The sequence below is a fragment of the Parapontixanthobacter aurantiacus genome, assembly GCF_009827635.1.
Classification (GTDB): Bacteria; Pseudomonadota; Alphaproteobacteria; order Sphingomonadales; family Sphingomonadaceae; genus Parapontixanthobacter; species Parapontixanthobacter aurantiacus.
The window spans coordinates 88,273-102,203 of the sequence record NZ_WTYW01000004.1 but is presented as its reverse complement, the minus strand read 5'-3'; the positions used below and the strand labels follow the sequence as shown (position 1 = coordinate 102,203).

At 61.1% G+C, this 13,931-nt stretch carries 19 protein-coding genes; 8 read left to right on the top strand and 11 right to left on the bottom strand.

The features are described 5' to 3' along the window. Window positions 1-53: 53 nt before the first annotated feature. Genes GRI38_RS12560 through GRI38_RS12550 form a run of 3 tightly spaced genes read left to right on the top strand, consistent with a single transcriptional unit; the run spans window position 54 to window position 3,161 of the window. Window positions 54-611, top strand: coding sequence for a DUF2497 domain-containing protein (locus GRI38_RS12560; RefSeq protein WP_160684674.1), 558 nt, complete (start codon window positions 54-56; stop codon window positions 609-611). A 55-nt stretch (window positions 612-666) separates the two neighbouring features. Then, on the top strand, window positions 667-2,787 hold the full coding sequence (locus GRI38_RS12555) for a S9 family peptidase (protein WP_160684671.1): 2,121 nt from the start codon (window positions 667-669) through the stop codon (window positions 2,785-2,787). Beyond that, window positions 2,784-3,161 carry a (2Fe-2S) ferredoxin domain-containing protein gene (locus tag GRI38_RS12550; protein WP_160684668.1) on the top strand — a complete coding sequence of 126 codons (378 nt, stop codon included), beginning with the start codon at window positions 2,784-2,786 and terminating at the stop codon, window positions 3,159-3,161. Before GRI38_RS12555 ends, GRI38_RS12550 begins: the two co-directional genes overlap by 4 nt. Before the next feature lie 3 nt (window positions 3,162-3,164). Here GRI38_RS12550 and GRI38_RS12545 read toward each other — a convergent pair whose 3' ends face one another. Then, complete coding sequence (locus GRI38_RS12545; protein WP_160684665.1) at window positions 3,165-3,467, bottom strand: hypothetical protein; 303 nt, start codon at window positions 3,465-3,467, stop codon at window positions 3,165-3,167. A gap of 104 nt (window positions 3,468-3,571) precedes the next feature. Between GRI38_RS12545 and GRI38_RS12540 the strand changes: the two genes are divergently transcribed. Genes GRI38_RS12540 through xth form a run of 3 tightly spaced genes read left to right on the top strand, consistent with a single transcriptional unit; the run spans window position 3,572 to window position 5,222 of the window. Next, window positions 3,572-4,000, top strand: coding sequence for a CBS domain-containing protein (locus GRI38_RS12540; RefSeq protein ID WP_160684662.1), 429 nt, complete (start codon window positions 3,572-3,574; stop codon window positions 3,998-4,000). A gap of 60 nt (window positions 4,001-4,060) precedes the next feature. Further along, window positions 4,061-4,390: a HesB/IscA family protein gene (locus GRI38_RS12535; protein ID WP_160684659.1), complete on the top strand. Its 330-nt coding sequence runs from the start codon at window positions 4,061-4,063 to the stop codon at window positions 4,388-4,390. Window positions 4,391-4,442: 52 nt separating this feature from the next. After that, a complete protein-coding gene (gene xth, locus GRI38_RS12530; protein ID WP_160684656.1) occupies window positions 4,443-5,222 on the top strand; it encodes an exodeoxyribonuclease III in 780 nt (259 codons plus the stop codon). Between the two features lie 34 nt (window positions 5,223-5,256). On the opposite strand, the gene GRI38_RS12525 is transcribed toward xth, so the two are convergent. From GRI38_RS12525 to GRI38_RS12480, 10 genes are all read right to left on the bottom strand, one after another. Beyond that, complete coding sequence (locus tag GRI38_RS12525; protein WP_160684653.1) at window positions 5,257-5,919, bottom strand: cell wall hydrolase; 663 nt, start codon at window positions 5,917-5,919, stop codon at window positions 5,257-5,259. A gap of 192 nt (window positions 5,920-6,111) precedes the next feature. Continuing rightward, window positions 6,112-6,462: a DUF1491 family protein gene (locus GRI38_RS12520; protein ID WP_160684650.1), complete on the bottom strand. Its 351-nt coding sequence runs from the start codon at window positions 6,460-6,462 to the stop codon at window positions 6,112-6,114. A 95-nt stretch (window positions 6,463-6,557) separates the two neighbouring features. Continuing rightward, window positions 6,558-7,064, bottom strand: coding sequence for a PaaI family thioesterase (locus tag GRI38_RS12515; RefSeq protein WP_160684647.1), 507 nt, complete (start codon window positions 7,062-7,064; stop codon window positions 6,558-6,560). Further along, the gene (locus GRI38_RS12510; RefSeq protein ID WP_160684644.1) at window positions 7,024-7,485 is read right to left on the bottom strand and encodes a PTS sugar transporter subunit IIA; all 462 of its coding nucleotides are present in this window, start codon (window positions 7,483-7,485) and stop codon (window positions 7,024-7,026) included. The genes GRI38_RS12515 and GRI38_RS12510 overlap by 41 nt, the downstream gene beginning before the upstream one ends. 149 nt (window positions 7,486-7,634) lie before the next feature. Continuing rightward, the gene (hpf, locus tag GRI38_RS12505; protein WP_160684641.1) at window positions 7,635-8,228 is read right to left on the bottom strand and encodes a ribosome hibernation-promoting factor, HPF/YfiA family; all 594 of its coding nucleotides are present in this window, start codon (window positions 8,226-8,228) and stop codon (window positions 7,635-7,637) included. 128 nt (window positions 8,229-8,356) lie between these two features. Beyond that, the gene (dnaQ, locus tag GRI38_RS12500; RefSeq protein ID WP_160684638.1) at window positions 8,357-9,055 is read right to left on the bottom strand and encodes a DNA polymerase III subunit epsilon; all 699 of its coding nucleotides are present in this window, start codon (window positions 9,053-9,055) and stop codon (window positions 8,357-8,359) included. Window positions 9,056-9,109: 54 nt separating this feature from the next. Then, window positions 9,110-9,709, bottom strand: coding sequence for a dephospho-CoA kinase (gene coaE, locus GRI38_RS12495; protein ID WP_160684635.1), 600 nt, complete (start codon window positions 9,707-9,709; stop codon window positions 9,110-9,112). Beyond that, window positions 9,706-10,563 carry a shikimate dehydrogenase family protein gene (locus GRI38_RS12490; protein ID WP_160684632.1) on the bottom strand — a complete coding sequence of 286 codons (858 nt, stop codon included), beginning with the start codon at window positions 10,561-10,563 and terminating at the stop codon, window positions 9,706-9,708. Before GRI38_RS12490 ends, coaE begins: the two co-directional genes overlap by 4 nt. After that, entirely contained in the window at window positions 10,560-11,159 is a 600-nt protein-coding gene (locus GRI38_RS12485; RefSeq protein WP_160684629.1) for a Maf family protein, read from the bottom strand. Before GRI38_RS12485 ends, GRI38_RS12490 begins: the two co-directional genes overlap by 4 nt. Next, window positions 11,156-11,998, bottom strand: a complete 843-nt coding sequence (locus tag GRI38_RS12480) for a pyruvate, water dikinase regulatory protein (protein WP_160684626.1) — start codon at window positions 11,996-11,998, stop codon at window positions 11,156-11,158. Before GRI38_RS12480 ends, GRI38_RS12485 begins: the two co-directional genes overlap by 4 nt. A 320-nt stretch (window positions 11,999-12,318) precedes the next feature. On the opposite strand from GRI38_RS12480, the gene hemE reads away from it, so the two are divergent. Next, window positions 12,319-13,344: a uroporphyrinogen decarboxylase gene (gene hemE / locus GRI38_RS12475; RefSeq protein ID WP_160684623.1), complete on the top strand. Its 1,026-nt coding sequence runs from the start codon at window positions 12,319-12,321 to the stop codon at window positions 13,342-13,344. A 66-nt stretch (window positions 13,345-13,410) separates the two neighbouring features. Continuing rightward, window positions 13,411-13,836 carry a CopD family protein gene (locus GRI38_RS12470; protein WP_419880273.1) on the top strand — a complete coding sequence of 142 codons (426 nt, stop codon included), beginning with the start codon at window positions 13,411-13,413 and terminating at the stop codon, window positions 13,834-13,836. The last annotated feature ends 95 nt before the right edge of the window (window positions 13,837-13,931 follow it).

Sequence of the window (13,931 nt, the reverse complement as noted above, 5' to 3'; positions counted from 1 at the left end):
GAAATCAAGCATAACGGCTGGTCAGAGAGCAAATACGTCATTCGAGGGGCCTCATGCACCAGCCGGGCGAACCATCCGTCGAGGAAATTCTCGACTCGATCAAGAAAGTGATTGCGCGCGACACGCGGGCAGCGACGATGGATCGCGAGGACGAGCGTATCGAACCGTCGGACGAGGACGAGGCTGACGAAGTTCTCGAACTTGCGGAGGACGAGATGATTTCTCCGCCCGAAGACTATTCCTTCGAAAACGAACATTCGCTGATCGAAGGAAGCGAGCAGCAGGAAGAATACGGACCGTGGTTCGAACCGCGTGCGGATGATGAAGGGCGCGATGATCGAGACAGCTATGCGCTCGACGACAGCACCGACGAAGGTCTGACAAGCGCAGAGGTTCGCAGTTCGCTGCAACAGAACTTCGCGACCCTGGCGATGTTGTCCGAGCCCGGCCAGACCGCCCACATCACGCGTTCCGGCGAGACTTCGCTCGAAGGCCTCACCCGCGAATTGCTGCGACCGATGCTGGCGCAATGGCTCGACGAGAACCTGCCGGGAATGGTTGAGAAGCTGGTCAAGGCCGAGATTGCCCGCATCGCTGGCAAAAGAGGATAACGGCGCCTCCGACGAAATGCTTGGCGCTGGCCCGGCAATTGGTTAATCGGGCCGAATGAAGAACACATTCGGGTCCGCTTCGCTTTCCCTCATTCTTGCCGCGCTTTCCGCCCCGGCCGCATCACAGGAAACCGCGCCGCCGATGACGGCGCAGGATCTCGTCACGATGCCCCGCGTCGGCGCGCCGATCGTCGCCGATGACGGCGATCAGATCGTCTATACGGTGACAAGGACGGATCCGCAGACTTACGAACGCTCGAGTACTGTTTACTGGCGCAGACTGGCCGATCTGGATGGCGAGGCTGTCGTGCTCGACCTCGGGGGCGAGGCGTCGAGCCTGTCCTTCGCGAATGACGGACATCTCTATTTCCTCGCGACGCGCGGCGAAAGCCCCACTCGTCAGCTATATCGCGTTGGGATCGACGATGGCGAGACGACGGGCGAACCGCAGCAGGTCACGTCTTTCGTTGCCCCGATCAGCGGCTATTCCGTATCCCCCGACGGCGCTCGCCTGGCCGTATGGGGCGAGATCGGGCGGAATTGCGACAGCTTCGGATGCGAAGGTGACGGTACGGCGCATCTTCCTGGCCCCGGCGATGGGCGGCTTTATGATGCAAAAGACGGCTTCTATCGCCACTGGGACGAATGGGAAACGCCGGGTACGTATAGCCGCGCATTCGTGTTCGACCTCGTCGATGGGATGGTGAGCGGCGAGCCCGTCGCCATCGATACGCCGCGCACCGGCGACCCGTTCACCGGCGATACGCCGACGAAGCCGTTCGGCGGCGGCGAGGAAATTGCCTGGAGCGCCGATGGCGAAACCGTGTTCTTTACCGCGCGCGCTGCCGACAAGGCAGAGCCGACTTCGACCAATACGGACATCTTTGCCGCGGACATCTCGGCTGGAACTTTGTCGAACCTGACGGACGAGAACGAAGCAGCCGATACGCTGCCCACGCCCTCGCCCGATGGTCGTTATCTCGCCTATCTCGCTATGGAGCGGCCCAATTACGAATCGGATCGGCTCGTCGTCCATCTGCGCAACTTGCGCAGCGGCGAAACGCGGGCATTGACCGAAGGGTTCGACCGCAGCTTCGGCTCGCTCGACTGGACGCCGGACGGACGGTATCTCATCGCTACGGCGCAGGACGTCCTCGATACGCCCGCCTTCCGCATCGACATCGCTAGCGGATCGGTTGAGCGGCTCGACCTGATGGCCGGAAACGAAGCGCATATCGCCAATATCGAGGCGCTTTCGGACAACCGCTTGCTCTTCACGCAGGATTCGATTGGCGCGCCAAGCGAAATCTATCTCTCGCGCGATTACGAACAGGCAGTTCCCGTTACGAGCATCGCCAACATGGCGGTTGGCCAGTTGGCATCGGTCGTCACCTCGCGCTTCAATTTTGCGGGCGCAAATGGCGATACGGTTTGGGGACAGATAACCAAACTGGAAAATTACGACGGGGCGATGCCCGCAATCCTCTACGTTCATGGGGGACCGCAAGGCTCGTTCAACGACGGCTGGTCGAGCCGCTGGAACCCCCGCGTTCTCGCAAGTCAGGGCTATGCTGTCATCTCCGTCGATTTCCACGGAAGCACCGGATACGGGCAGGACTTCACCGATTCCATCAATCAGGACTGGGGCGGGAAGCCATTGCAGGATCTGCAGCTCGGGCTCGAGGCTGCCCTAGCGAAGGATTCGCAGATCGACGGCTCGAAAGCGTGCGCCATGGGTGCATCCTATGGCGGTTACATGATGAACTGGATCGCCGGACGTTGGCCGGACCGCTTCGATTGTCTCGTCCAGCATGACGGTCTCTTCGATCTCAGAAGTTTCTACTACACGACCGAAGAGCTGTGGTTTCCCCGATGGGATTTCGGCGGCACTTACGCCGAACAGTCGCAGCTCTACGAGCAGTGGAACCCGGTGAACTATGTCGAGAACTGGCAGACACCGATGCTCGTCGTGACGGGCGAGCAAGATTTTCGCGTCCCCTACACGCAGGGACTGGCATCGTTCACCGCCCTTCAGGAGCGTGACATTCCCGCACAATTGCTGGTATTTCCGGGCGAGAACCACTGGGTGCTCGATCCGAAGAACTCGGTCCAGTGGCACGAGACGGTCTTTGCCTGGCTCGATCGCTGGCTGAAGCCGCAAGACGGAAGCGAATGAGCGACAAGGCGCTCGACAAGGCGCAACGTGCTTTCAGAAAAATCGGCGCTGGGCAGTTATCGCGTCACATTTTCCTTTGCGCCGTGTCGGACAAGCAGAAATGCTGCTCCCGCAAGGAGGGCGAGGAAAGCTGGAAGTTCCTGAAATCGAGGCTGAAGGACCTGGGACTGGCTTCCGGCGGCAGCGACGGGCCGGTCGTGGGTCGCACGAAAGCGGACTGTCTGCAAATCTGCGCGAAGGGTCCGATCGCCGTCGTCTGGCCCGACAATGTCTGGTATCACTCCTGCACGCCGAAGGTGCTGGAGCGGATTATCGATGAACACCTCGTCGGGGGCAGCATTGTCGAGGATTACAGGCTGCAATCGCCCGATTGACGCTTAATCCTTCCAGTGGTCGGTCTCGTCATTCGCGCGATCTTCCACCGCCTCGTCATGACCCGTTCCGTTTGACAGGAAGACGAGCCCCATCAGCGCGCCTGTCAGCAGCATGGTGAAGACGATGGCGAGCCCCACAGCGATGTAGAAATGGACGGAAACCGGCTCCCCGCCCTTGTAGATCAGGGCAAAGGCGATGAGCACGACGCCGACCGCCAGCATGAACATCAGGCGCATCAAACGCCGATAGCGGGCCCATGCGAAGGCCGCGTTTTCAGGATCGTCGAGCGGGGATTTCTTGACCATGCCAGCGTCCATGCACCCCCGCGCCTCGACTGGCAATGGCACGCGACTGGTCACTCCGGCCAATTCATGACATACTCGCGTGCAAGCAGAAGGAGGAATAGTCGATGCAGATTGCGCACCTTGTCGCGAGCCGCAATGTCGACGACATCGTTTCGTGCACCCCCGAAATGTCCGTCATCGATGCTGTCGCGAGACTTGCCGAACGACGTATTGGGGCGATGCCCGTAATCGATAACGGCACGGTCGTCGGCATATTTTCGGAGCGCGACGTAATCTACCGGCTCGCGCAGGAGGGCAAGGGCTGCATCGATACGACAGTCGGCGCAATCATGTCGACTCCGGCCATCACGGTCTCCCGCTCGACGAGCGTCGATGATGCTCTCGCCTTGATGACGCGCCGGCGCATTCGGCATCTTCCCGTGCTCAATGGCGATGCGATGTGCGGCTTCATCTCGATCGGCGATCTGGTGAAGGAACGCTATGCCGAGGTCGAACACGAAGCCCAGGCGATGCGGCAATATATCCAGACGTAAGGACGGCGAACCGCCTCACTCTCTCTTGGAACCTTCCGCGACCGATCCTACATTCGTGACATGAGCCAGACCCCGACCCTCAGCCCGGCAGCCGCAGAGCGTGTTCGCTGGATCGCACAGCGGCAGGACAAGCCTGCCATCCTGCGCCTTTCGGTCGAAGGGGGCGGATGTTCTGGTTTCCAGTACAAGTTCGATCTGGCTGACGCGCCGGACGGTGACGATACCGTCACGGAAACGGACGGCGCACGGCTCGTGATCGATCCCATCAGTCTCGACCTCGTCGCGGGCAGCACCGTCGACTTCGTCGAATCGCTGGGCGGCGCCGCTTTCCGGGTCGAGAACCCGCAAGCGGCGGCCGGTTGTGGCTGCGGTTCGAGTTTCGGGATCTAGCCCGCTCAAGGCAGTGGTCATTCCCGCGCGTCCGTCATAGAACAGCGCGGTCATGAAAATCGCTACTTTCAACATTAACGGGATAAAGGCTCGCCTGCCTCGCCTTCTCGAATGGCTCGAGGAAACGCGGCCGAGCGTCGCGTGCCTTCAGGAAATCAAGACGCAGGATGAGGGATTTCCCGCCGATGCGTTCGAGAAGATCGGCTATCACGCAATCTGGCACGGGCAGAAGAGCTTCAACGGCGTGGCGATCCTCGCCGACGGCGTTAAGCCTGTCGAAACGCAGCGCGGACTGCCGGGCGACGAGGATGACGACCAGGCCCGTTATCTCGAAGCGGATATTGCCGGGGTGCGAGTTGCATCGATCTATCTGCCCAACGGCAATCCGCAGCCGGGACCGAAGTTCGACTACAAGCTGTCGTGGATGGAACGCTTGCGCCGCCATGCGAAGAGCCTCTGGGACGCCGAAATTCCGACCGCTCTGGTGGGCGACTATAACGTTATACCCGAAGACAAGGATGTCTGGTCACCCAAGGCCATGGCAAGCGACGCGCTCATGCAACCCGCCTCGCGCGATGCCTATGGCAGGATGCTCGCCGATGGATGGGTCGACGCGATCGACACGCTCAATCCGCGCGGCGGCATCTGGACCTTCTGGGACTATCAGGCAGGCGCCTGGCAGCGCGATCACGGCTTTCGGATCGATCACCTGCTGCTGTCACCCGAACTGGCCGACCGAATGGTCGGGGCCGGCGTCGACAAGGAGTATCGGGGCAGGGAGAAATCGAGCGACCACACCCCGGTATGGGTGGAACTGCGCGACCGCAACTGAACGACAGCCCGTTATAGCTCCGGCTTACCGCCTATCAGCGATAGAAAACGTGGCTATTGATGACGGCCCGGCTCGTCTTGCGCTTCGCCCAGCGCGGGCTGACATGCTTTGCGTGGAAATAGAGGCTGTCTCCCGCCTCGCTCTCCCACAGGCCCTGATGCGCGATATGGGCGATCGCCTTGGCCTTGCGCCAGGCTGCGGACCCGGTCTTGATGCGCGGCATGGAACCGCCGCGAACGAAGGAGAACTGCGCGCGCTGATAAACCACGCCGCAATAATCGGACGGGAAGCGCCCGCTTTCGGTCCGGTTCACGATGACCTGACCCACGGCAAGCTGTCCGGCAAGGGGCTCGCCGCGCGATTCGAAATAGATCGCTCCGGCGAGGCAGTGCATATCCTCGGAAAGATCGTCGCCGATCTTCGTCGCTGCGACCAGTTCGTTGAGGCTGCCGGCAGACTCTGCGAAACCTTCAGGAGCTTCCTCGACAGGTTCGGGAATGTCCTGGACCACTTCTTTCTCCACGAATACCGGAACCAGTTCTTCCGCCTCTGCGGAGATGTCCGGTGTGGAGGCCTCGTTTGCGGTCTCGATGCCCTGATCCTGCGCGATGGCATCGGAACTTTCGGCAAAGGCAACCGTAAAGAGGCTGGCTCCGGCAATCGCCGCAGCCGTAAAGGAGTAAGTCTTTCGCTTCATCAAACCGTCAGTCTTGGCGGTGGACGGACCTGACGCAGGGGTTCGAATGTCTTGCGCCTCGTATTGAAGCGTTATCCCGTTCGAAGGTGACCTGCCGGCCGCCCCCCGTCTACGCGCTGATACCTTACGGCCCGAGGGTCGTGCGATATCGCCTGCGTCTATTGGAGGTGGGGGCCATGTAGATGGCGTCGGCTAATAGTCAACTCGGTTAACCCTGTTCGCCATGAAGCCTGCGGCGTCGTCGATTTCGACCTCAATCACCCAGAGATCGCTGTCCTGCGCACTTCGCCTTTCGATATATTCGAAAATATCTGAAGGTTTTTCAATATCTTGTTCGCGAATAATGGTGAAGAGGCGGGGGCCGTCGAGGCTCGGCATCCGCTCCCACAGCGCATACCCAGTGCCCCGCCGGGTCGTGAGCACAAGGATGGTTCCGGCGTCCTTTTCCCCCTTGGAAAGGATCGTGGCGAAACCTCCATCAGCCTGCGCCTGCCGCAGAATTGCGCCGATTTCGAGATGCGAAGGAAGACGGGCCTGTGTCATCGATGCCGCAGATTCTGCTAAAATAGTTTCATTTGCGATTAAATGAGCGTTCAATGCGACGAGCGGGGGATCGTGCTCGAAACGCTCATTCGCAATCAGACGTGATAACCATCGAGACTCGAAAGCGGAATGCGCGATCGCATGAAGGTTCCTGTTCCGCGTCCGATCTCCTCTCCTTCGCTATCGATCAGCCTGCTCTCCGCGACGAGAACCCTGCGCCGACCGCTCACCCATTTCCCTTCCGCCGTAACGGAGCCCGTGCGGACTGGCTTGGTGAAGTGCAGGTTGAACGAGGTGGTCAGGAGAAACCGGTCGGTCGCCAGCGTATTGGCGGCATAAAAGGCGGCATCGTCCAGCATCTTGAAATAGACCGTGCCATGCGCTGCGCCGGCTGCGTGATACAGGTCGTCGGTAATGCGAAACGTAATGTGCGCCCGTCCCTCCTCCGTGATCGTCAGTTCCGAGGCGAACAGCCGATTGATCGGCGCGGCACGATAAAGGTTTTCGAGCGAGCGATAATGCGACGCCGCGCCCGCGACACTGACGTCGTTTTGCTGGCTCTCAGGCTGCGTCACGATCCGACACGTTCGTGAGCAGCGCATAGACCGCGTCGGGACTTTGCGCGCTGCGCAATTGCCGCAGTCGATCGGTATCTCTCATGGTCCTCGATATGGCGGCGAGAGCGTGAAGGTGCGTCACTCCGCAATCGGACGGCGATAACAGCCCGAAGGCCATGTCGACCGGGCGGCCATCCGCGGCTTCGTACTCCACCGGGTGATCGAGCTTGACGAAGGCGGCCAGCGGCCTTTTCAAACCGTCGAAGCGCGCATGGGGAAGGGCGACGCGTCGTCCGAAACCGGTGCTGCCCAGCTGCTCGCGTTGCAGCAGCGCAGCTTCGATCGAAGGCGCATCAAGATCGTAGCTGTCCGCGAAGAGCCCGGCGATGAAGGACAACGCCTCGGCCTTTCCGGGCGCGTCGGTGAAGGCGACGGCCGAAGGGGTAAGATGAAAATTGGCGTCCATGGCGATCGAAAAACTGCTCGCTGTCAAATACCGTTCACATTCGCGACGTCCGGCAAGGATCGATGCCGGAAGCCGTGCGATGCCTAGAACCAATGTCCTGAGGCTTTCCTAATGGATTGCGATCGAATCCGGACCGCGACCGATAAGGATCAGCCCTGGCCCGAATTGTCCTGTCGCGGCTCGACCCATCCGACCGAGCCGTCGCGGCGGCGGTAAACCATATTATGCCGCCCCGTGCCAGCATTTTTGAAGAACAGCGCGCTCGTATCGCGGAGGTCGAGCATCATCACCGCATCCGCGACGCTCGCTTCGGGGATATCCGCAGTGGTCTCCGCAATGATCGGCGGAGCGTCCTCGCCGACTTCCTCGTCCTCGCTATCGGGTTCAGCCGCTGCGAAGATGCGATAGGCCGCTTCCTCTTCCTTCACCGCATGAGCCGCCTGGCTGTGCCGGTCGGTAAGGCGGCGCTTGTATCGGCGTAACTGCTTCTCGATCTTCGCGATCGCCTGATCCGCCGCCTGATGTGCATCATGCGCCTCGCTTTGCGCCTTGAGGACGAGGCCCTGCATCACATGCATCACCACATCGCAGGAAAAGGCATTGCCCGGCGCCTTGCCGAAGGTCACATTGGAAGAGATCGCGCGATTGAAGTATTTCTCGATCACTCCGTCCAAACGATCCTCGACATGCTCCTGCAGAGCGGAACCTGTTTCGACCTGGTGGCCGGATACGCGAATATCCATGTGAGCCCTTCCTTTCAGTTGGTTGTAGCCAGACAACGTACCGTATGCGCTAAAGTGCCGCTACCGCCACCCCAAAGCGTAGCGAACCGAACGAAGTTTCCAACGCTCCATCGCGTGGCGGCCTTGTGTCAGCGTCGATTCCAGAGCGGCTCGGTAATCGTTTCGAGGAAACTCGCATGAGCTGCAAGTTCCTCCGCCGTCGCGCTATGCGGACGGGGCGCGCGGCGCGGACGATCGGACTGGCGGCTCAGCCCGGTAAAAGAGCGGTCGCCTAGCGAGTCGCCCGCTGTTTCGGCAGCCAGTTCGAGGCCGATCTGCCGCCCGCCCGTCAGCTCGATATAGACCTGTGCCAGCAGTTCCGCATCCAGCAGCGCGCCGTGCTTCACGCGGTGGCTGCGGTCGATGCCATATCGCGTGCAAAGCGCGTCGAGCGACAGCTTCGCGCCCGGATGCTTTCGCCGGGCGATCGCGACGGTATCGATCATCCGTTCGAGCGAGATGATCGGCGAGCCGCACAATGTGAGTTCGTTGTTCAGAAATCCGAAGTCGAAGCCCGCATTATGCGCGACCAGCGGCGAATCCTCGAGAAAATCGAGCAATTCCTGAAAACTGTCGCGAAAACAGGGCTTGTCGGAAAGGAAAATGGCGGAGAGGCCATGCACCGCCTCCGCCCCGGCAGGCATGTCGCGTTCCGGATTGAAATAGGCGTGAAAGGTCTTTCCTGTCGGCACGCGGCCGATCATTTCGACGCAGCCAATCTCGACCATCCGGTCGCCCGTGTGTGGGTCGAGGCCAGTCGTTTCCGTATCGAAGATGATTTCCCTCATGCTTCGTTTATCGCGAGGCCGAACCGGCGACGCAAGCCTTCCGCAGCGCCGAATTCAGGAAAATCTTTTCTGCAGCACAGCGATGAGTTCGATCACCGCATCCTCCGTTTCGGAAAGCGGCAGGCCAGTATCGATGACGTAATCCGCCTTTTCCCTTTTTTCGGTATCGGGCGTCTGCAAGGAAAGGATATGTGCGAACTTGTCCGGCGTCATGCCGGGCCGGGCAAGGACGCGGCGGCGCTGAACCTCCGCAGGGGCGGACACGACAACGACCGCATCGACATTTTCCTGACCACCTTTCTCGAACAGCAACGGTATGTCGAACAGGACGAGCGGTGCATTGCCATGCTCGATGAGAAATTCCTGCCGCGCGCGGGCCACGGCAGGGTGAACGATCGCTTCCAACCGGGCGAGGGCCTCCTTGTCGCCGAAGACCATCTGCCCGAGCGCGTCTCGATCGACGCCGCCGGGACCGGTCGAACCCGGAAAGGCCGCTTCGATCGGTTCGATGAGATCGCCCCTCGGCTGCTGCAAACGTCGCACTTCGGCATCGGCATCGAACACCGGAATACCGGCGCCTTCGAACATGGCGGCGACCGTGGACTTGCCCATTCCGATGGAACCGGTGAGCGCGATGATGGCGGGCCTCTTCATCGGGTGAGCAAGTCGCGCAGTTCCGCGTCATGCTCACGCGGTGCGGGCTGCCCAAAGAACAGGGCGAAGGCAGCAGCTGCCTGACCGATGAGCATGGAAAGACCGTCTATAGTGCGGAAACCAGCATCCTTTGCCTCATTTAGAAAGTCGGTTTCGACCGGATCGGTGACGATGTCATAGGCGATCGAGCCGGGAGGAGCATGGCTCCAGTCGAAGGCCAGCGGCGGCTGACCGCGCATCCCCAATGGCGAGGCGTTGATTACGAGATCGCAGCAGCCTTCGCGATCGTCGAAGGCGAAATCGGTCGCCGCGGCAAAATGGGAGAGCGGCGGTGTATGGTGGTCTCCCTCCGGCGCGAGTTCGTCGAGCAGGGCTCGTGCCTTCGCCGGGTCACGTGCTGCAACGACCAGAGTGAAGTTCTCGGCCGCAAGCGCGTGGATGATTGCCTGCGCGGCGCCGCCAGCGCCCATTATGCGTGCCATCCGGAAAAGATGGGTCCCGCGAAGCAGCGGCAAGAGCGGTTCCAGAAAGCCGGCAGCATCGGTGTTCGTTCCGACGAGGCGTTTGTCCAACGCCCGATAGATCGTGTTGACCGCGCCAATTTCCTTTGCAGGCGTTTCAATATGTTCGAGATGTTCGCGCACCGCCAGCTTGTGCGGCATCGTCACGTTGCAGCCACGCCAATCAGGATCGTTTGTTCGCTTAGCAAGATAGTCGGCCAGTTCCGGCGGTTTGACGTGGGTGGCACGGTATTCGGCTTCGATTCCGAGCTTATTTAGCCAGAAGTTGTGGATCGCCGGGCTTTTCGACTGCGCGATGGGATCACCGATCACTTCGGCATAAGGCCTGCTCATCGTAGCAGCCCCCTGCCGCTCGCGCCGTGCTGTCGCAGTGCGACCAGTACCTCGAGCAATGGCATTCCGAGCACCGTGAACTGGTCCCCCTCGATGCTTTCAAACAGGTGGACGCCGCGCCCTTCGATCCGGAACACGCCTACGCAATGGCCGACCTCGGGCCATTCCGCGTCGAGATATGCCTCGATGAAAGCCTCGTCGAGCCTGCGCACTGCCAGTCGCGCGACCTTGCTGACCCGCCAGAGCACTTCGCCGCCCCGAACGAGGGCCGCGCCGCTGTGGAGTTCCATCGTCCTGCCGGAGAAGAACCGCAAATGTTCGACTGCCTCTTCGCGCGAGTCCGGCTTGTCGAAGCGCCGACCATCGACCACGACAAGGGAATCGCTGCCCAGCACCAGATCATCGGGATAGTCCCTCGCAACGGCCAGCGCCTTGGCGACGCTCAGGCCTTCGGCGACCTTAGCCGCGCTTTCATCGGCCAGTTTGCGCTCGATCGCCCGTTCGTCGAGGTCCGCTGGAACGGCCTCGAAGGCAATCCCGGCGGCAGTCAGCATCGCCTTGCGCGAGGCGCTTTTGGAAGCGAGGACGAGGGTCATGCCGCTCCGCCCGGACTGGTCGCCTGGACGAGGTCGCGCTCGTTATAAAGCTTGATGATGGCAGCGGCGGTTTCCTCGATCGACCGGCGCGTCACGTCGATGATCGGCCAACCCCGGTCGGCAAAGATGCGCCGGGCAAACACGACTTCCTCGCGAACCCGGTCCTGATCCGCATAGGCGGTCTCGTTCTTCTCATTGAGCGCGAGCAACCGATTCCGCCGGATTTGCACGAGCCTTTCCGGGGTGCTGGTCAGTCCGACGATGAGGGGATTCTTGAGCTGATAGAGCTTTTCGGGCGGGGGACTCTCGACCACCAGCGGAATGTTGGCAACCTTGTACCCGCGATTGGCGAGATAGATGCTGGTCGGTGTCTTGGACGAACGCGACACGCCGGCGAGAAGGATGTCGGCTTCCTCCCAGTCCTCGTGCGAAATGCCGTCGTCATGGGCGATCGTGAACTGGATTGCCTCGACCCGGTCGAAATAGGCCTTGTCCATAATGTGTTGCCGCCCTGGCTTGCTCTGCTGGGCTTCCAGCCCGAGCTTCGCCTCGAGTGCGGCGGTCACCTGATCGAGCACGGGGACCGCGGTCAGCCCGCTTTCCCGGCATCTTTCCTCGAGGCGGGCGCGTGTCTGCGGATTGATGAGTGTGAACAGAACGAGCCCGGCTTTCTCCTCGAGCGTCGGCATGATCCGGTCGAGATGCTGCCGCGAGCGGACCATCGGCCAGAAATGCCGCACGACATCGGCATCCTCGAACTGCGCGAGCGCGGCCTTGGCGAACATCTCCAGCGTTTCGCCGGTGGAATCCGATACGAGATGGAGGTGAAGTCGCGGCATGAAAAATGGCCTTCGGGCGGCTGTGGAAAGAAGCCGGCATAAACCACGGCACAAAGCTGGCGACAAGTTTCGAAGCCTTTTCCATCCTCGATACGAGTCCGTCCCACCGCTCTTTATCGCCAGCTACGGGCACTTATCGGCAGCCTGTGGGTAAGGCGAACAGCTTTCGTTTGACTCAAGCCGGTGGGCGAGTCGATTGGGCGGTGGCAACTGGCCTTGCCGGGAAAAATCGGGCAGGGCGTCGTTGTCCCCGTTCTCCACAGGGCCAACTACCTTCATCATCTTATATATAATAATTATATTGATTGGATACGCGCGCGATGCCCGGTTTGCTCCTCGACACGTTGAACGGCGCGATGCCGAGTGTACCGCCTCTCTGGCTGATGCGCCAAGCGGGCCGCTATCTCCCGGAATACCGCGAGCTTCGGGCGGAAAAGGGCGGCTTCCTCGAACTCGTTTACGATACCGATGCGGCTGCCGAGGTCACGGTTCAGCCGATCGAGCGCTTCGGTTTCGACGGCGCGATCCTGTTCTCCGATATCCTCATCGTGCCCCATGCGATGGGTCAGCATCTCGAATTTCTGGCGGGCGAGGGGCCCAAACTATCGCCGCGGCTTGTCGATAGTTCGCTCGAGGCGCTGGAGGCCGTCCCTGAGCGCCTGACACCGATCTACGAGACCGTTGCCAAGGTCCGCAGCCGCCTCGATGACGAAACGACGCTGCTGGGCTTTGCAGGAAGCCCCTGGACCGTCGCTACCTACATGATCGCGGGCGAGGGCAGCCGGGACCAGCACGAGGCTCGTGCGCTCGCCTATCGCGATCCTGCGGCGATGCAGGCGATCTGCGATGCGATCGGCGCTGTGACGGTGGACTACCTCTCCGGGCAGATCGAGGCGGGGGCGGAAGCTGTCCAGCTGTTCGACAGCTGGGCGGGTAGCCTCGCGCCCGACGAATTCGAGCGCTGGGTCATTGCCCCCAACGCGCGGATCGTCGCCGCGCTTGCCGCAAAACATCCCGATACGCCGGTCATTGGCTTTCCGAAGGGGGCAGGCGAGAAACTGCCGGCCTATGCCCGTGAAACCGGCGTGAAGGCACTGGGCGTCGATGAAACGCTCGATCCCGAATGGGTCGATCGCAAATTGCCGGAAGGCCTGCCGGTTCAGGGCAATCTCGACCCGCTTCTGCTGCTTGCCGGGACCGACCGGCTCGAGGACCGGGTACGTACCATTCGCGAGGCTTTCGCCGGACGGCCGCACGTCTTCAATCTGGGTCACGGGATCGACCGCCGCACGCCCATCGGCCATGTCGAGCGACTGATCGCGGCGGTACGGTCGGCGAATTTTTAACCGGGGCGAGGGGTGACGCCGGCCCCCGTCTTTCCTAGATAGCGGCCTATGCAGGAAGTGCTTTCGATGACCTATCTCTGGCTCAAGGCCGGCCATATCATCTTCATCATCTTCTGGATGGCGGGCCTGTTCATGCTCCCGCGCTTCTACGTCTATCATCAAGAGGCGACCGAGGGCTCTGCAGAAGCGGAGCAATGGGTCGAGCGCGAGAACAAGCTGCGCAAGATTATTCTGCTTCCCTCGATCATCATCGTCTGGGTTCTCGGCCTGCTGCTGGCCTCGACGATCGGCGCCTGGAGCCAGGGTTGGTTCCACGCAAAGCTGCTATTCGTCGTCCTCTTGTCGGCCTATCACATGTGGCTGATCGGCTATGGCAAGAAACTGGCGAGGGGCGAGCGGCCATTGAAGGGCAAGACGCTGCGCCTCCTCAACGAAGTGCCCGGCCTGACGGTCGCGATCATCGTCATTCTCGTCATCGTCAAACCGTTTTGACGGCGCGCCGCGTCGGCCAAATCCCCGATTGACGAACTGATCGGCCAGGCGTAACTGCTTCGCCAACCGGTACGAGGCGGCTCCCAAACCCGCCG